Below are 16476 nucleotides of genomic sequence, written 5' to 3'. Positions count from 1 at the left end.
TTGTTTAAACTACCAGAAAACAAACCACAAATACCAAAGGACACCCCACGGAATTATTTCATCTATGGTGAAACAATGAGTGGGAAGTCTTACCTAGCTAATGAATTTCCGAATCCGATTGTATTAAATACGGACGGGAATGCAGAGGCTAATAGCGTGCCTAGTGTTCAACTCGTAAATGAGAAAGGCCAATCTGGACGCATCACTAATTCAGTCATTAAGCAATTGGGAGAAATCCTACTGGCTCTTCAAACTCAAAAGCATTCGTACGAAACAGTTGTAATTGATGTTATCGACGATGTGATTGAAATGATTAAGATTGCGGTTTGTGACGAATTGACACCAGCTGGAAAACCTCGCTTGAAATCCTTGTCGGAAATTCCGTACGGTAAAGGATATGATTTCTTCAATCAAGCGGTAACTGAGTTAGTCATTGACTTGAAGGCTTTACCAATGAACGTGATTTATATCAGTCGTCAAATCTCTGAATATGACGACAACGGAAATGCAACTAAAGATAAACCAAGTTTGAAAGATAAGTACGTTAACCTTATCAACGGTAATTCGGACTTGATGATCCATACTGAGAAAATCGGTCGAAATTATAACCGTGAGGTTGACCGCAAGCGTAAGACTTACTATGCAGACCAAGTTGATGATAAAGAGATTTTAAAAATCTTGACAACCATCCGTGGTGCAGTTGAGCCTGCACGAATTAAGAAAACAGAAACGCACAAAATTGAACCGACTGCCAAAGTAGAGAAGAACGAAGATGCAGTAGTTAAAGAATTATTTTAAGAATTAAAGGAGAAAACAAATGAGTTTATTAGATATCGCAAAATCAATCAAAAAAGAAGGTTTTGACCCACGTAAAGACAGCGCGAACGGACCTGGTCCTATTCCTGCTGGAACTTACCCAGTAGTGTTGAAGAAAGCGACATTCAACGTAGCAGATAGCAAATGGGAAAGTTTGGGTTATCAATTCGAAATTCGAGGTGGAGACCACATCGGGCGTTCTGAATTTGCTACATTCGGGACTTTGACGGAATGGAAAGGTAAAAGTCTTGAATGGGCTGTGCAGCGTACCATTAAATTCTTCCAAAAAACAATTGTATTAAGTGGTGACCAGGTTATGACTGATGATTTTGTAGACGGAAAAAGCATGGAAGAAGCTTTGCAACGTAAGGCAGTTGGTTCTTACTACAACTTAGTCATCACTGTAACTAAAGGTAAAGATGGTCGTGAGTTCCGTAGCTATGACCTTGAAGAAGATACCATGCAACCTGTAAATGTAGAAGAAATTGATGATTCAGACTTACCATTTTGATAACTAAAAAAATGTTTGTTCTTTGAAAACTGAATAATGAATGGGTGCGTGGGCTTTTTTAAATTTTTTTAAAAATGTGACACAAAACTATTGACATATGTGTCGCAAAAGTATATAATAGTCTATGTAAGGTTGAGAAACTTAACAAATCCAATAGAAAGGAAACGGAGCTATGAAACCTAGACGGCATAGGAAAAAAGAAAAGCTCTCTATGATTGATAAAATCAACATCGCAATAGCGGTTGTCAATCTTATCAAAATCATAAGAGAACTCTTCTAAAACTCTTAACGAAGCCAAGGGGCAACCGCCCCGGCTGGTTTCGTGTACTCTAAGTATATCATAGCTCCTAGCGTTTGACAATGGATAAGGAAAAACGAAGTACCATTATCGCAAGCATTGCTTTAGCGTTGAGCATTATCAATCTTGTCATTAGCTTTTTGAAATGATCGCAATGGCAAAAATGGGTCGCCCTTTGAAATCGTCTGAACCTCGTTCAAAAAGTATGGGGTATCGTATGACACAAACTGAATTTGACATGCTTGAATACTGTTCAAAAACAACAGGAAAAAGCAAGTCAGAAATTTTGTCAGAAGGTGTACAGAAAATTTACGACGAATTAAAAGGCAAATAAAAAATCTCGCAACGTGCTCAGTTTGGCGACAGACACGTTACGAGATTCCCAGCACCCATTCATAAAGAACAGGATACGCTAGTATTATACCACAGCGTACCTCTGTTTGGCAAACAGTTTTTTAGAAAGGGGTACGCTTTTTGCGTACTAAAAATTAGAAATGACAGAACAGGTTTTGGATAATTACGCAGAATTACTAGCTTATATGAATGAAGTGAGAGATGGTTTAGGTCTCTTGCATGAGTGGTTAGCTCCTATTCCTAAGATTGATGATTATTGGTCTTATCATAACTTGATAGTCCAACACGCGCAGCATTTTGCGGTTTTGCAGTTGTGCTTGCGACGCTTAGATGACTTAAATGAGGAACATCAGGCAATTATTGATAAATTTACGAAAGAAAGGGTGTAGGAACATGACAAAACATAAAGAGAATAAAAAATTCACAATTGACAATCTTCATGACATTCAGGACAAGTACGGCAAGATTACATTGGAAATCTTGTGCAAGGAGTTTGAACACTACTCTCGTCGCTACCTGACCCTCAAGCTTGCGGAAAAGCGTAAGAGGAAGGTACTGGACTACGGGAAAGACTTTTCAAACATAAAGCTTTTAAAACCTCGCTCGGGTCGTTCGGCTGAGCAGTTGAAACGCAACGAGCTGGGGCGTTTGAAAACGTGGTTCTATGTGCAGGAGTTGTATGGCTTGACAGAAGATTTGGCATCTGGTGAGTTGAAAGCTCGTGAACGTATTAAAGCTCGTGAGTTGCGTACTAAGGTATTGAAAAATCTGACTAGCGATGCTGCGGTTGATTATGCAAAACAGTTTGAAGAAAAGATGGGGGAGGTATTGCCTTGGCAAGATATTTTGGACTAGAAAGAGGTGGTATGCGTGTCATCAATGAAAGAATACGCATTGCAGTATCAAAAATTGGGATTTTCAGTAATACCCATAAATCCAAAGAATAAGATGCCTTTGATTGAATTTGCCGACAAGCCTGCCATGACTACAGCTGAGATTGAAAACTTTTGGAATGGCTACCCTAATGCAAATATTGCCCTCAGAACTACAAACTTCTTTGTCATTGATATTGACAAGCACGGAAAAGAGGATGGCTTTGAGTCGTTAAAAAAGTGGGAACATCTGGGATTGATTGAACCGACACTGCAAGCTAAGACGGCAAGCGGTGGGAAACACCTCTTTTACTTCAAGAGAGAGGATACCCCTATCACGCAAATGATTAATTTTTTACCAGGAGTTGATATTAAGGCCCACGAAAATAACTATGTGTTAGTCGCCCCCTCTGCCACAGATAAAGGGCAGTATGAGTGGGATCTGGAAAAGTCTAAGGAAGGTGGTACTATGGTTACTCCTTCAAAAGAATTAATTCAGGCTATAAAAAAACAGTATGGCGAAACTCATGGCTATAAGTATGATGGTAAGGATGGTCTTAGGGATTTAGCAAGGCGCTCTCAAACCAGAGAGCGGACACAGACAACCGACCTCTTTGAAACCATAGCCCTTGGTTTTGGTGATGAGGGCGGACGAAATGACAAACTAGCAAAATTCGTCGGTGGTCTCTTGTTTAGAGCGGTTGATGATGAAGTTGTTGTTCAGTTGGCTAGATTAGCGAATGCAAACAGTCCAAATCCATTGCCTGACAAAGAAATGATGCGAACGATTGAAAGTATGATTAAGAAAGATAGGAGGTGAGAGCAATTGGTAATGTTGTAAGTATTAATTCACAAGATAAGATGATACTAACGGATAAAGGTGCGATTAAATCGAACAGTCCCAGTAATGTGCTACTTTCCTTTAAAGCAGATGATCAGCTTAGTATTTATTTAAAACACAATGAATTTTCACAAGAGCACGAACTTCTTAAAGATATCAAAATAGGCAACACCCTTTTTAAAAAAGGGGAATTGCCTTCAAATTTTGACTCAGTTGTAAAAGTTTATTTCGAAAGTGTTTTGGGCGTAGCCTTTACCAACCAAGCCATGCTGGATGGCATGGAGACATTCTTTTCAGAAAGACAATACAATCCTGTCATGGAATATATGGAGCGAGCAGCAAGCAATTGGGACGGTCGTGAACGGATTAAACAAATGCTGCAAGTCTATTTAGGCGCCGAAGATACGGTTTTAATTTCTAAAATCGCTCAAATGTGGCTAGTTGGTGCAGTTGCTAAAGTTTATGATCCATACGTTAAGTTTGACTATGTTCTGGACCTGGTCGGTGGACAAGGAGTTGGGAAAACGTCCCTCCTTCAAAAATTGGGTGGCGAATGGTATACAGATGCCGTAACAGATTTCTCTAATAAAGATAATTACGATATCATGCTTAAATCATTGATTGTCAATGACGATGAAATGGTCGCTAGCAATCGAATGTCGTTCGCTGAAACAAAAGCTTTCATCTCAAAAACGAGCTTGAGGTTTAGAAAGCCATACATGAAACGCACAGAAGAATTTGCCAAGAACTTCATTTTAGCCAGGACTACTAACCAAACAGAATACCTGAAGGACAAAACCGGTGAACGTCGATTTCTCCCGATTATGGCAGATAGCAAGCAGCAAAAGAAACACCCGATGGAAATCGAGCCTGATACAATCGAACAAATTTGGGGCGAGGCCGTTACAATCTATCGCGCTGGTGCTGATTTGATGTTTGATGAAAATACAGAGGATGAATTGAATATCTACCGTGAACAGTTCATGTATCGTGATGAAGTTGAGTTACAAGTGCTTGAATATCTTGATATGCCCGTCCCTGAAAATTGGCAAAACTGGTCTATTCAGCAACAACATCAATACACAAGTAAATATTTCGATAATAGTAGCGACTTTGATCCTGGAAGCAAAAAACTAGATAAGGTCTCAACTCGTGAAATGATGTACAACTTATTTATGAGAAATTCGAATGACAGGAAGCTGTCAACGAAGATTAACATGATCATGGATAATCATCCTGATTGGAAAAAAAGTGTTTTCCGGGCAGGAGGTAAAAGTACAAAAGGGTTCGTAAGAGTGAAGAATTCGGAAAAAACTAATCGGTAGCAATTTTAAAATTATCGGTAGTCATCGGTAGCAGTTGAGGGGGTAGATCGGTAGCATTCTACCGATAAAATGAGACATCGGTAGCACATCGGTAGCAGTCTAACCCCTTGATATTACTGACTTTTATTTAATATTTATATATAATGCTACTCTTCTACCTATATTTTTAAAAAAAGTATATAAAATAATAGTAATAATAAAGAAAGCCTATGAAATAGGGATTCTTGAAAAAAACTTTTTACTTTTTAGAATTTATCGGTAGCACGGTAGCAGTTTAGAAAAAGAGGTAAAAATGTCATACACAGTAACACTATATTTTGACAATATGGTAGATGAAACTCACTTCTTTAAGAAAGTGGGAGATGCTACTAAATGCAAGGCTCAGCTTGAGAGCAAGTATCGAGGGGAGCGAATGTATAAAGTAAAGATGGAGGAGATTGAGTAATGAGTTATGATTTGGAAATCTTAGCGAAAATAGAGAGTGGAGATTATATTTGTATTGCTGAACCTAGATATAGTTCTCCGACCTACAATCTCGGTAAGATGTTTAGAATTGCTATGGATTGGGATTTTGACCAAGACACCACATATAACATTGCTGACATTTTAGATAATATCCAGCGCGGTATATCTGAATTAGAGCGGTACCCTGAAAAGTATGTGCAGTATGAACCTGAAAATAGATGGGGAACAGTCAGCGGTGCCTTAGAAGTTTTAAAGTCACTGAAAGAGTGTATTTTAGAACAAGATATTGATATGAAATATTTATATATGAGGTGGTAATATGGAACGATCTGAACGACACCCATCTAAATACTTCATTCCTGAACTGATTGAAAATGAAGATATTATCTTCAACAAAGATAGCGATTATCACAAGCAGAAGAAAAAAGAAAAGAAAAATCCCATTTTTAAAATAAATAAGTCCAAAAATAGATGGGCGCTTTGAGGAGGTGGAATAAATGACAAAATTTGTTAAAATACAATCTTGTTATAGAGGACATACTGAAGATGAGCTTATCAACATAGATGATATTAGTCGCATCTGTCTAGGCCCTAATATCTTGTTTTTAAGAACACCTTACAATTTAGGAGAACATCATATTTCTATCACTCAAAATTCAGTAGATAAACTTTTGAAAGTATTGGATATTATTGGGGAGGTGGAGTGATGATTATCAAGAATTATAAATATGATTATTCAAGTGGCAGAATCTGCTACACAATTGATGTAGATGGCTATGAATCAGCCATTGAACATACAAAGACAGAATATGGAAGTGTACAAAGAGATGATATTGACGATTTCTTGGGTACGGTCGAGGAATACGACTTTCAAGAAGCTGAGATGATTGAAGCATTCGTTGATTTTCAAAATGATTTGCTTTTGTATGGAATTAGTTTTGAATTGAGAAATGAGGTGCAGTGATGGAAGATGTGCAAAATATTTTAGAGACACAATTGATTTTAGGCAAGCAAGTTTTAGAGATTGTATTGGATTTGCTAAAAGACGATTCAAAAACAGGGGCAGTTCTACCTTTAAACATAAATGACCGTGAATTTACAATTACTGTAGAAAAGGAGGTAACAGATTGAAAAGATTTATCGCAATATGGGTTCTGCTATCTGCTGGGGTGAATATCTGGCAGATGGATAGGATTCGAGATTTAGAGGAAAAGAAGCCGATGATTGTCTATAAGGCTGATAATCAAGGCACAGAAATATTCGGTAAAGTCGTCGAGAAAGGGTGACACGGCAAGTTATACACGCTTACCATTCGTGACTATGGCATTTTCGTAGTTACGAAGGACGTGTACGATAAAGTGAAAGTTTGGGATGAGGTGAGGTTGTGAAACCTAAAAAATATCCATATTCAGGAAGGCTGAAACTGATTAGACAGGCATTGCCAAGGTTCGTCTTGCTAGGGAATGTCGCCTTTAACAGCAATTTGGTAAAATACATTGATACAATAAAACAAGTGGCACCAAATCAAACGATCGTCTATTTTAAAATCCCTAAATTCCTTTCGCACGAGGAGAAGTATGTACGGGTCCCTCTCAAAATTGGTGAGGTCGTCAAGATTTTAAACCGATGACAAACAAAAAAGCCAAGACACTCTCTGCCTCAGCTATAATTAACACACTATTATTATATCATAAAGGAGATAGAGAGTGAAGGCTAAAGAGCTTTTAAGCGAATTGCAAAATCTTGACATGGATATCCAGAGTCGTATCGACGAAATCAAAGAGCTTGAGGCTGGCCTGCTCTCAAGTCCAAAGTGGGCCGAAGCTAAAGTAAAAGGTGGGCAGACAAGAAAGATTGATGATGTGTACGCTCAGTTGATCACGATGAAAGACGAAATTGAGAAAGATACCAATGTTGTAATCAATCGAAAAATGGAATTGGGGCGGATGATTAACAAGCTGACAAATCCTAAGCATAGAACAATCCTACGAATGACTTATATCAATAAAGGTACGGCTGATAGTATTTGTTATGACTTGAAAATGAGCCGTACAACCTATTACAGATTGAAGAATGAGGCAATTTTAGCCTTAGAAGAAGTTATCTGATGTCATAAGTTCAAAATGGGACTATTTGGGACGGCACGGTTCTAAAAATCTGTTAGAATGGTAGTATCAAGAATTAAGGGTAAGGCAGTAAGCCTTCCCTGACATGGAGAGTTGGCAGAGTCAGGTTGAATGCGCCCGTTTGCTAGACGGGTGGTCGCCTATGTGCGGTTCGTGGGTTCAAATCCCACACTCTCCTTTGAGTGTTTTGTGTCCTAGAACAGGGTAGGCAACAGGCTTAGCATTCATATATCACTCATTAACTTACAAATGGTTGCGGAGCGACTGGACCTCGCATGATTGCGTAGCTAATTATATTCCGGATAAGTTATAAGCTAGATGGTTTGATTCCCTCAGAGGTTTTAAAGACTACAAAAAATAAAAAAAGGAAAACTTTCAAATTGATTACTAATTAACACGCAAGGTAGTAGTCGCTTTGCATTTTTAGGGCTTAGCCTAGATAATCTGTGGTAACTCAGGAAAAGGATGTTTTAAAATCTATCAAACATCCTGCCAGCAATGGTCAATCTAAGCAATTTAATCTTAACTATTTCAGTTTTGGAATAGGTAGGCGAAGTTAAAGCAGAGAGATTCCAACGGCAAGGTGCTGAGGAAATGCAAATGTGGCAGTTTGGCTGTGAAACGAGTCTATAAGAGGAAAGAGGTATTTGGTTCGAGGTGCAACAAGAGCTTAATACCATATCTTACAAAAATTGGGCGCCTCCCAAAAGTATGTAAGGTGAGTTGATTGTCCGCAAAACAATCGATAACAAGCAGGCGCTGTGCATTTTGTTCTTCAAAAGAGAATGAAACACATGGCGATGCGTGTCTGTGATAGATGAAAGATGATTTTTATGTTTTAAGGCTATTCAAGATAGAAAAAAATTCGAAAAAAGCAAAAGTCATCGCCCGTCACAAACGAAAGTGTACTTCGGCAATTAGATTGCCTGCTCAAGTCTCGCAAGGATAAGAGTAAAGTCAAAGAGTAAAGCAGCTTAGACTTTTAGCGGGGTCTTCGTTAATTGAAAAATGGCTTAGTAGTTTGTGATGTAAGGAGTGATTGGTCTAACCAATCGTGCATGAGTGATACAAGTAGGAATATTTGTGGACAAGATAATAAACTATAAGTTATCGAAAGTCACTCGCTTAAAGCAGTAGTCTCATGCTGATTAATGGATATATGGTAGACGGATTAAATCCTGTTTAGGGAATTGAGACGTCACAGGTTCGCATCCTGTCGTTCCAATTGCGATTTTAATTCGCAGAGAGAGGTCTTAAAAAGGTCGCACATTGTGTGGCTTTTTTTATTTTTAAAGGTGGTGATGGAAAATTGAATGAAAGACAAAAACGATTTGCAGATGAGTACATCATCAACGCAAATGCAACAGATGCGGCGATCAAAGCTGGGTATAGTAAGAAGACTGCAAGGAGTCAAGGACAAAGATTGTTGACAAAAGTTGACATTTATGAATATATCAAAAAAAGAATGGATGAGATTCAGGATGAAAAAATCCTGACTCAAAAACAAATTCTTGTGATGTTATCAGAGATTGCATCAGGTCAGGCAAAAGAGACAATTGTGGTCACGACAAAAGTAGCTGAGTTGATACCCGATTCCAAAACAGGCAAGAGCGTGAAAGTCTATAACGAAATTCCTCAGCTGGTTGAAATTCCGACAAAAAATAGCGATAGGAACAAAGCTTTGGAGTTACTAGGGAAACGACATCAAATGTGGACTGATAAAGTAGATATCAATGCTACGGTAACCGAAACTAAGAAGTTTGACGATATCGTCAGTCAGTTGGGCGGTGATGGACTTGACGAATAGCTTCCCTTTATCTCAAAAGTACATTGATTTTTGCAACAGCTTTAATAATGTTGATGCTGACTTTTTGGAAGGTACAACAGCAGCTGGAAAAACAACGGTTGGTGTTGGTGTCAAGTTTATGCGAGCAGTAAGTCGAAGTTCGAAGAAGTTCCACATCATTGCGGCAAAGACAGTTGGTGTAGCCGAAAAGAATATCATCAATCAGGATAACGGAATTTTAGACATCCATAAAACAGCCGTCTACTGTGGTAATGGTGATAAAGATTCGAAGATTCCTCACATCAAGTTTGAGGGGAAAATCATTTATGTATTGGGGTATGACAATAAGGAAAAATGGAAGCTGGTCCTAGGTGGTCAGTATGGATGTGTCTATATTGATGAGGTCAACACGGCTGACATCGAGTTTGTCCGTGAGTTGTCCACACGTAACGATTATTTGATGGCAACGCTCAATCCAGATAATCCTGATTTACCGGTCTACAAAGAGTTTATCAACAAGGCACGGCCTTACAAAAAGTACGCAGGCGATGTGCCAGAAGAAATTATGCAAGACCTATCAGAACCAGCTAACCCTAAATGGCGTTACTGGTTTTTTACGTTTAATGATAACCTGTCACTGACACCAGAAGCCATCCAGAAGAAAAAGGATGCGGCACCAGTTGGGACTAAGCTCTACAAAAATAAAATCCTTGGTCTACGTGGCCGAGCAACAGGAATTGTCTTTGTTAACTTTGATAGTAAAAGACATGTGTTGAGTAAGTCTTTTGTAAAGAATACGGTCACGTTCCAGCGCTTCACAGCTGGACTAGATACAGCTTACTCAGCAAGTAGTCCGGATACAATTGCAATGATTTTCCAAGGGATATCAGATGACGGGAAGTTATATACGCTGGATGAGGAAGTCTACAACAACGCAGATCTTGATGTACCGATTGCACCATCTGATACTGTAGTCAAGTTTATCAATTTCCTAGAACGTAACCGTAGTGAATGGGGATTGGCGCGTGATGTCTTTGTTGATAGTGCGGACCAAGCAACAATTACAGAATTAAACAAATACAAGCGACAATACGGCTGTCTGTATATCTTTAACAATGCTTATAAGAAAACCAAAATTATTGACCGGATCAACTTCCAAATTGGTTGGTTAGCTCAAGGTTGCTACTATGTGTTAAGTCATTGTATGAATCATATCAAAGAGCTAAACACTTACTCATGGAAAGAAGGAAAAGATGAGCCGGAAGATGCAAATGATCACACAATCAATGCGAATCAGTATGCATGGTTGCCATACAGGAAGATAATCGGAAGAAAGGAAAACTAAAGTGGGAATAATGGATATGATCAGAAAGGGTATGAGAAGTTTTCTCAAACTGGAACAGGCACAGCCAAATGTCATCACAATTACAGAGGCAATGACGTTTGAAGATAATGCAGCCAAGAACCAAATCTGGTACCGTGGCGACTCATACGAACTGGACCAGCTCTACAAGCAATTGCCACATAGCAACATCAACTTTTGGGGAGCGACAAGCACTCCTGGTCAAGAAATTAGAAAGATTCACACAGGAATACCTGGTCTCATTGTTGATAGGTTGGTTGATATCACGCTGCACGATATGAATGATTTGGATTTTGCCGAGGAAACACAAGGAAAATTGTGGGAAGAGATTGCTGAAGATAGCAACTTCCACGATCAACTGCAGGAGGCGATTAAAGATAGTCTTGTGATGGGTGATGGTGCTTTTCGTATTTCATTTGATCCGGAACTTACAGCATTGCCTATTGTTGAATGGGTTGGTGGAGATAGAATTGAAATCATCTACAACCGTGGAAGATTGAAAGAAGTTATTTTCCGCACGCACTTCACAGAACACAGACGGAGCTATTTGCTCGAGGAAATCTACGGCTATGGCTCATTAACTTATAAGCTCTACAGGGGCGAAACTGAGTTAGATATGAGCGCGACAGAGTACACTGCTAACCTTTCCGATGTAGCGTTTGATAAATCCGTTATTTTGTGCTTGCCGTTTAAGATTTACACGTCACCTAAAGTAAAAGGCCGTGGTCAATCTATCTATGATCGTAAGACTGATGCTTTTGATAGCTTGGATGAGTCTTGGAGTCAGTGGATGGATGCTCTTCGTTCTGGACGATCACGAGAGTATATTCCTGAGAACTTACTTCCTAGAGATCCCTACACAGGCGAAATTAGTAAGGGCAATCCTTTTGACCATCGTTTTATCAAGGTCGAGACGGCTATGGGTGAGGATGCCAAAAACACAATCACATTACAACAAGCTAATATCCCGCATGAAAGTTATTTGAGTACATATGTGACTGCACTTGATTTAGCTTTACAAGGTATTATTAGCCCGTCAACACTCGGTATCGATGTCAAGAAGCTAGATAATGCCGAGGCACAACGTGAGAAAGAAAAGGCAACTCTCTATACTCGCAATGCTATTGTGACAGCTCTGCAAGATTACCTGCCAAAGTTAATTAGTATGGTTTTGAATGCTGATAGTGTGCTTAAGAAAGAACCACTACAGAAAGTCAAGGTCGACGTGCCGTTTGGTGAGTATGCTAACCCTAGTTTTGAATCACAAGTTGAGACGGTATCCAAAGCTAAGACAGGCGGTATCATGTCGATTGAAGCGAGCGTTGAGGAATTGTACGGTGACTCAAAAGACCAGGACTGGAAAGACCATGAAGTGGCAAGAATCAAAGCGGAGCAAGGTGTGACAGAAGTTGACGTACCATCATTGAATGAAGCTGCTAACGATTTTGAGATAGAGAAGGAGGCTGAAGATGCTGAAGACAGTGACGATAGGACAGAGGATCTATCACATGAGTCAGAAGGAAGCGCAGGGACTTCTACAGATAGCGAGTGATAATGTAGAGTTTGGTATCTATGCTGTTGAGAAGAACAACAAGTTGGATATGCTCAATCTCAAAATGCCTAGTAAAACAGCTTTGAAACGACAATTGAGAAGTTTTAAAGCGCAAGGTTTTAAGGTGTACTGCAATGGCTTATGATGTATCTAAAGCATTTGAGCGAATTGAAAACGATCTGCTTGATTCAATGATTAGAAATCTAGGAAGGCATAAAGCAGAGGAAACTGCTGAAGGTTTTGAATGGGAACAATGGCAGGTCGCTCAATTGAAGGAGCTTGAACGATTTAAGCGAGCTAATGCCAAAAAATATAGCAAAGAGTTTGCCAATATCAATAGCAAGATTTCCACAGCTATACAAGAAGCCTATAGGCAAGGCATGGATGATGAGGAAATGTCTATCCTGGAAGCTATCAAGAACGGTTTTGAATTTAACAGTGGAAAAGATAATCTAGGGGCTTCATTTTTTGCTATCAACGAACGAAAGTTGAATGCGTTACTTAACTCGGTCGAGCATGATATGAAGACGGCAGAGCATGCTGTATTGCGGTATACAGACGACCAGTACAGGCGCACAATATTTGATGCTCAGGTAGCAGCTAACACAGGAGCTAAGACTTATGAGCAATCAGTAGATATGGCCACCAAAGATTTTCTAAGTCGGGGAATCACATCCATCCAGTACAGTAACGGCGCCATGGTCAATATCGTATCGTATGCTGACATGGCCATTCGGACAGCAACCAAAAGAGCCTACCTAATGGGTGAGGGAGTCAAGCGCCAGGAGTGGGGGATTCATACTGTTATCTTAAACAAGCGATCGAATGCATGTCCTCTGTGTATGCCTTTTGAAGGTAAAGTATTGATTGATGATGTCTGGTCAGGAGGTAGTGCGGATGATGGTCCATATCCATTGTTAAGTTCTGCAATGGCAGCTGGTTTGTATCACCCTAACTGCAAAGATAAGCATACAACTTATTTCCCTGGGATCAGTAGCGAGCCAGAGAAAATATTTACAAATCAGGAATTGGACGACATCAAGGAAAGACAGTTACTGGACAACAAAGTTCAGCATGCTAAGCGACAGGAGAAACGCTTTAGCAGATTATCGCAGTTCAGTCTCGATGAAGACAATGTTCAGAAGTACACATCAAGGGCGGAAGAATGGTCTAAACTTAAGTCTAATGCAGAAGAAAATCTGAAATACTTTGAAGCAGAAAAAGGATACAAATTATACCAAGAGCTTTCACTCGAAAGTGATAGTGATTACAAGAAATTCATCAATCGTCAGAGATTGCCTAGAGATACTAGTGGCGTAGCTTCGAAGAAGATTGCTGCAGAGACACGACACATGTATATCGATGCGACTCGAAAAAAATTCAAGGGAGGTACAGAGCTTGGACAAGACTTGTTTGCAAGATTAGCCGATCAGTCGGCGATTGCAACTATTGCAGAAACAGGAGTTGTGAGATATGAATCTGGAAAACTCTTCCTGAATATGTATAAGGACGTAGATGACCTTCGCGGACCTGGTACTGGTTATTTCCATGAATTTGGTCACCAAATAGATGAGAAGCTGGGTTGGGAATTCACAAAGGATAAAAAAATACTGCAACTTCTACGTAAAGACTTTATCAATTTATCTGACGATACTATTTTCGAAGCAATCCACATCAACGATAAAGCCTCTTCGGCATCTGATATATTAGGAGCGTTGAGTGAAGGAAGAATACAAGGTAAGTATTCGCACTCGCTCGTTTACTGGGAGAAAAAAGGAAATATAGAGAGTGAGTTTTTTGCGCATGTGTTTGAGGCGCAATTTGATGATGAACGCAGAGAAATACTTGAAAAAACTTTTCCTGAGAGTTATAATTATGTTATAAATAAACTAAAGGAGAGGTAGTCATGCGGATTATCGAAAGCTATCTACGTGTAGCAGAAAAAGCAGATACATTTAGCGACATCTTTGGATATCGTTTAGTGGCCCCGATTTTTCCTGTAGCGGCTATCTATGGACCACAAGAAGAGAGTGATATCTTTGAAGCAAAACTAGATAAATGTATCAAAGATCAATACGATTATTTTGCAGATGAGTACGGCTATGATTCAGATGAGAAAAGACGTAGACTGCAACGTGAGAAGTATGTATTTTACGATTGTTAATATCACAGAGCGCCGATAAGGTGCTTTTTTTGTACTCAGAAAGGAATAAAAATGTTAGAAAAAGCAAAACAATTGGCATCACAAGAATTTTCGCGCTTATCAGGTCGTGAAATCAAAGCAGAAGATTGCTTTGTAGTTTGGTTTAGCAAGACCCTGCAAAACTGGAAAGCTCTTGTTAGTACGAACGCAATTACATCAAGCGAACCTTGTGGAGATTATGCAGAAATCACGCATAATAGAGACAAGAAAGAGACTTATGTGGATGTTTACGCCAAGGTTTCAAATCGTGCCATTAAAGATTAGGAGGTGATCCAACATCTTGACTGGCAGGAATAGACTGCTATAAATTACTGTAAATTGTTATAAACCGCGTCGAATTCGAGGCGGTTTTTCTTATACTCTAATTTTTGTCCGAAGACTAAAAACTACGTGGAGACACCAGTGACAATAACTGAAATAGGGAGACACCCTTAAAACTGAAAGGAGAACGCTATGTTCAAACGCAAACTATTTTTCCATAATGCAGATACAGGAACCGGCTCTGGCTCTGCAGGTGGACAAGACACGTCAAGCCAAACTCAACCAGCTAGCATTACTGAGATTGACTATGACAAAATCGCTAGCATTGTCGAAGGCAAGCAAAGAATTGCTGAAGATACCGTGCTAAAAAATTACTTTAAGCAGCAAGGATTGAGTGGTGAAGAAATGGCTCAAGCTATTACTGCTTTTAAGTCGCAGAAAGCTGATGCAACACCAGATGTCACATCACTACAGCAACAGTTAACGCAGGCACAAGCAAGTGCATTGCAAGCTAATTTAGAGCGAAATCTACAATTAGCAGCAATCGAGGAAGGATTGCCTGTTGGTGTACTACCTTATGTGATGAAATTGGCTGATACATCAACTCTCACACTTGAATCGAAACCAGAAGATTTCAAAGCTATTGTCGCAAAAGTTTTGGAAGACGTTCCTGCACTGAAGCCAAATAAAGAAGAATCAACTGGGTTTCAACAAATCGGATCTACCGGTAAAACACAACAAACCAACCAAACTGATGCCATTGCTGCAGCGTTTGGTCTTTAAGAAAAAGGAGAATTAAATTATGACAGTTTATAACTACGCAGAACAATTCGAACAAGCTTTGCATCAAAAATATGCAAAAGAACTTGCGTCTGTAGATTTGTTTAACTCAAATCCGCAAGTGAAATTTATCAATGCTCAAACAATCAAGTTGCCGAACATCACAGTATCTGGTTACAAAGACCACAATCGTCAAACTATCGGTTTTAATTCTGGAACAATTTCAAACGATTGGGAACCAAAGAAACTCGAACATGATCGCGACATCGAATTTGCAATTGATCCTATGGATGTTGATGAAACAAACCTTGTCGTCTCTATTGCCAATGTCCAGAACACTCTGGAAACTGAACAAGGTATTCCTGAAAAAGATTGCTACGTGTTCTCAAAACTCTACACAGAAGCAGGCAAGTATACTGCTAACGGTGCTACTATCGACACTACAACATTGACTGCAGAAAATATCTTGCAAAAATTTGATGATGCCATGGAAAAAATGGACGAAGCAGGCGTCCCATCTGAAGGTCGCATTTTGTACGTCACCCCAGCTGTCAACAAGCTCTTCAAACAGGCCAAAGACATCCAACGTGTGCTAGGAGTGAATGGTTCAAATGGCGATGTCAAACGCTCTATCTATAGCCTTGATGATGTTAAAATTAAACAAGTGCAATCAGCTCGCATGAAATCACAATACAACTTTACAAATGGTTGTGTCGCAACAGATGAAGCGAAACAAATGAACTTCATCTTAATCCACCCATCTTGTGAAGTTGCTCGTGAAAAATACTCTTACATCAAAGTATTTACACCAGGGCATGACTCACGTACAGCTGATAACTATTTGCTTCAATCTCGCTTCTACATGGATGCATTCTTGATCAAGAACAAAGCAGCTGGTATCTTTATTAACGCGACAGCGTAAG

General features: G+C 39.4%; 22 protein-coding genes, 1 tRNA gene and 1 pseudogene. All 24 read left to right on the top strand.

Annotation, left to right across the window (positions count from 1 at the left end; genetic code table 11):
• The 24 genes and pseudogenes from QP439_RS04870 (at window position 1) to QP439_RS04755 (ending at window position 16475) form a co-directional block, all read left to right on the top strand.
• Window positions 1–798, top strand: a complete 798-nt coding sequence (locus QP439_RS04870; RefSeq protein ID WP_285388094.1) for an AAA family ATPase — start codon at window positions 1–3, stop codon at window positions 796–798.
• A gap of 19 nt (window positions 799–817) precedes the next feature.
• Entirely contained in the window at window positions 818–1327 is a 510-nt protein-coding gene (locus tag QP439_RS04865) for a hypothetical protein (RefSeq protein WP_285388091.1), read from the top strand.
• 452 nt (window positions 1328–1779) lie between these two features.
• The gene (locus QP439_RS04860; protein WP_285388088.1) at window positions 1780–1959 is read left to right on the top strand and encodes a hypothetical protein; all 180 of its coding nucleotides are present in this window, start codon (window positions 1780–1782) and stop codon (window positions 1957–1959) included.
• A 160-nt stretch (window positions 1960–2119) separates the two neighbouring features.
• Entirely contained in the window at window positions 2120–2368 is a 249-nt protein-coding gene (locus QP439_RS04855; protein ID WP_285388085.1) for a hypothetical protein, read from the top strand.
• A gap of 4 nt (window positions 2369–2372) precedes the next feature.
• Complete coding sequence (locus tag QP439_RS04850; RefSeq protein ID WP_285388082.1) at window positions 2373–2834, top strand: hypothetical protein; 462 nt, start codon at window positions 2373–2375, stop codon at window positions 2832–2834.
• A 24-nt stretch (window positions 2835–2858) separates the two neighbouring features.
• Window positions 2859–3671 (top strand): bifunctional DNA primase/polymerase, encoded by an 813-nt coding sequence (locus QP439_RS04845; RefSeq protein ID WP_502961731.1) that lies wholly within the window; start codon window positions 2859–2861, stop codon window positions 3669–3671.
• A 41-nt stretch (window positions 3672–3712) separates the two neighbouring features.
• Window positions 3713–5017 (top strand): virulence-associated E family protein, encoded by a 1305-nt coding sequence (locus QP439_RS04840; RefSeq protein ID WP_502961732.1) that lies wholly within the window; start codon window positions 3713–3715, stop codon window positions 5015–5017.
• Between the two features lie 292 nt (window positions 5018–5309).
• Window positions 5310–5462, top strand: coding sequence for a DUF7204 family protein (locus QP439_RS04835; protein ID WP_285388074.1), 153 nt, complete (start codon window positions 5310–5312; stop codon window positions 5460–5462).
• Window positions 5462–5800 carry a hypothetical protein gene (locus QP439_RS04830; protein WP_050259481.1) on the top strand — a complete coding sequence of 113 codons (339 nt, stop codon included), beginning with the start codon at window positions 5462–5464 and terminating at the stop codon, window positions 5798–5800. The genes QP439_RS04835 and QP439_RS04830 overlap by 1 nt, the downstream gene beginning before the upstream one ends.
• A 1-nt stretch (window position 5801) precedes the next feature.
• Window positions 5802–5966, top strand: a complete 165-nt coding sequence (locus QP439_RS04825; RefSeq protein WP_285388070.1) for a hypothetical protein — start codon at window positions 5802–5804, stop codon at window positions 5964–5966.
• 13 nt (window positions 5967–5979) lie between these two features.
• Window positions 5980–6189, top strand: a complete 210-nt coding sequence (locus QP439_RS04820; RefSeq protein WP_285388068.1) for a hypothetical protein — start codon at window positions 5980–5982, stop codon at window positions 6187–6189.
• A complete protein-coding gene (locus QP439_RS04815; RefSeq protein ID WP_285388066.1) occupies window positions 6189–6446 on the top strand; it encodes a hypothetical protein in 258 nt (85 codons plus the stop codon). The genes QP439_RS04820 and QP439_RS04815 overlap by 1 nt, the downstream gene beginning before the upstream one ends.
• Window positions 6446–6613 (top strand): hypothetical protein, encoded by a 168-nt coding sequence (locus QP439_RS04810; protein WP_261202663.1) that lies wholly within the window; start codon window positions 6446–6448, stop codon window positions 6611–6613. Before QP439_RS04815 ends, QP439_RS04810 begins: the two co-directional genes overlap by 1 nt.
• Window positions 6610–6870: pseudogene (locus QP439_RS04805) on the top strand (DUF1372 family protein). Before QP439_RS04810 ends, QP439_RS04805 begins: the two are co-directional and overlap by 4 nt.
• Window positions 6871–7230: 360 nt before the next feature.
• Window positions 7231–7590, top strand: coding sequence for a DUF1492 domain-containing protein (locus QP439_RS04800; RefSeq protein WP_285388157.1), 360 nt, complete (start codon window positions 7231–7233; stop codon window positions 7588–7590).
• Between the two features lie 105 nt (window positions 7591–7695).
• Window positions 7696–7786 (top strand) — tRNA-Ser (locus tag QP439_RS04795).
• A 1095-nt stretch (window positions 7787–8881) separates the two neighbouring features.
• Window positions 8882–9415, top strand: a complete 534-nt coding sequence (locus QP439_RS04790) for a terminase small subunit (protein ID WP_285388061.1) — start codon at window positions 8882–8884, stop codon at window positions 9413–9415.
• A complete protein-coding gene (locus QP439_RS04785) occupies window positions 9399–10739 on the top strand; it encodes a terminase large subunit domain-containing protein (RefSeq protein WP_285388058.1) in 1341 nt (446 codons plus the stop codon). The genes QP439_RS04790 and QP439_RS04785 overlap by 17 nt, the downstream gene beginning before the upstream one ends.
• A 10-nt stretch (window positions 10740–10749) precedes the next feature.
• Window positions 10750–12309: a capsid protein gene (locus QP439_RS04780; protein WP_285388055.1), complete on the top strand. Its 1560-nt coding sequence runs from the start codon at window positions 10750–10752 to the stop codon at window positions 12307–12309.
• A gap of 134 nt (window positions 12310–12443) precedes the next feature.
• Window positions 12444–14213 (top strand): phage minor capsid protein, encoded by a 1770-nt coding sequence (locus QP439_RS04775; protein WP_285388052.1) that lies wholly within the window; start codon window positions 12444–12446, stop codon window positions 14211–14213.
• Between the two features lie 2 nt (window positions 14214–14215).
• The gene (locus QP439_RS04770) at window positions 14216–14473 is read left to right on the top strand and encodes a peptidase (protein ID WP_084911570.1); all 258 of its coding nucleotides are present in this window, start codon (window positions 14216–14218) and stop codon (window positions 14471–14473) included.
• A gap of 51 nt (window positions 14474–14524) precedes the next feature.
• Window positions 14525–14776 (top strand): DUF6275 family protein, encoded by a 252-nt coding sequence (locus QP439_RS04765; RefSeq protein ID WP_285388049.1) that lies wholly within the window; start codon window positions 14525–14527, stop codon window positions 14774–14776.
• Between the two features lie 189 nt (window positions 14777–14965).
• A complete protein-coding gene (locus tag QP439_RS04760) occupies window positions 14966–15556 on the top strand; it encodes a hypothetical protein (protein ID WP_285388047.1) in 591 nt (196 codons plus the stop codon).
• Between the two features lie 19 nt (window positions 15557–15575).
• Entirely contained in the window at window positions 15576–16475 is a 900-nt protein-coding gene (locus tag QP439_RS04755) for a hypothetical protein (protein WP_007518769.1), read from the top strand.
• Window position 16476: the final 1 nt, after the last annotated feature.

This window comes from Streptococcus sp. UMB1203, assembly GCF_030217725.1.
In the GTDB taxonomy this organism is placed as follows: domain Bacteria; phylum Bacillota; class Bacilli; order Lactobacillales; family Streptococcaceae; genus Streptococcus.
The sequence above is the reverse complement of the archived record's forward strand: the minus strand, read 5'-3'. Positions and strand labels throughout refer to the sequence as shown.

Excerpts from the sequence above, each read along its gene's own strand:
- QP439_RS04865 (WP_285388091.1), top strand. The coding sequence starts at position 818 with ATGAGTTTATTAGATATCGCAAAATCAATCAAAAAAGAAGGTTTTGAC.
- QP439_RS04860 (WP_285388088.1), top strand. The coding sequence starts at position 1,780 with ATGGCAAAAATGGGTCGCCCTTTGAAATCGTCTGAACCTCGTTCAAAA.
- QP439_RS04855 (WP_285388085.1), top strand. The coding sequence starts at position 2,120 with ATGACAGAACAGGTTTTGGATAATTACGCAGAATTACTAGCTTATATG.
- QP439_RS04850 (WP_285388082.1), top strand. The coding sequence starts at position 2,373 with ATGACAAAACATAAAGAGAATAAAAAATTCACAATTGACAATCTTCAT.
- QP439_RS04845 (WP_502961731.1), top strand. The coding sequence starts at position 2,859 with ATGAAAGAATACGCATTGCAGTATCAAAAATTGGGATTTTCAGTAATA.
- QP439_RS04840 (WP_502961732.1), top strand. The coding sequence starts at position 3,713 with ATGATACTAACGGATAAAGGTGCGATTAAATCGAACAGTCCCAGTAAT.
- QP439_RS04835 (WP_285388074.1), top strand. The coding sequence starts at position 5,310 with ATGTCATACACAGTAACACTATATTTTGACAATATGGTAGATGAAACT.
- QP439_RS04830 (WP_050259481.1), top strand. The coding sequence starts at position 5,462 with ATGAGTTATGATTTGGAAATCTTAGCGAAAATAGAGAGTGGAGATTAT.
- QP439_RS04825 (WP_285388070.1), top strand. The coding sequence starts at position 5,802 with ATGGAACGATCTGAACGACACCCATCTAAATACTTCATTCCTGAACTG.
- QP439_RS04820 (WP_285388068.1), top strand. The coding sequence starts at position 5,980 with ATGACAAAATTTGTTAAAATACAATCTTGTTATAGAGGACATACTGAA.
- QP439_RS04815 (WP_285388066.1), top strand. The coding sequence starts at position 6,189 with ATGATTATCAAGAATTATAAATATGATTATTCAAGTGGCAGAATCTGC.
- QP439_RS04810 (WP_261202663.1), top strand. The coding sequence starts at position 6,446 with ATGGAAGATGTGCAAAATATTTTAGAGACACAATTGATTTTAGGCAAG.
- QP439_RS04800 (WP_285388157.1), top strand. The coding sequence starts at position 7,231 with ATGGATATCCAGAGTCGTATCGACGAAATCAAAGAGCTTGAGGCTGGC.
- QP439_RS04785 (WP_285388058.1), top strand. The coding sequence starts at position 9,399 with ATGGACTTGACGAATAGCTTCCCTTTATCTCAAAAGTACATTGATTTT.
- QP439_RS04780 (WP_285388055.1), top strand. The coding sequence starts at position 10,750 with ATGGATATGATCAGAAAGGGTATGAGAAGTTTTCTCAAACTGGAACAG.
- QP439_RS04775 (WP_285388052.1), top strand. The coding sequence starts at position 12,444 with ATGGCTTATGATGTATCTAAAGCATTTGAGCGAATTGAAAACGATCTG.
- QP439_RS04770 (WP_084911570.1), top strand. The coding sequence starts at position 14,216 with ATGCGGATTATCGAAAGCTATCTACGTGTAGCAGAAAAAGCAGATACA.
- QP439_RS04765 (WP_285388049.1), top strand. The coding sequence starts at position 14,525 with ATGTTAGAAAAAGCAAAACAATTGGCATCACAAGAATTTTCGCGCTTA.
- QP439_RS04760 (WP_285388047.1), top strand. The coding sequence starts at position 14,966 with ATGTTCAAACGCAAACTATTTTTCCATAATGCAGATACAGGAACCGGC.
- QP439_RS04755 (WP_007518769.1), top strand. The coding sequence starts at position 15,576 with ATGACAGTTTATAACTACGCAGAACAATTCGAACAAGCTTTGCATCAA.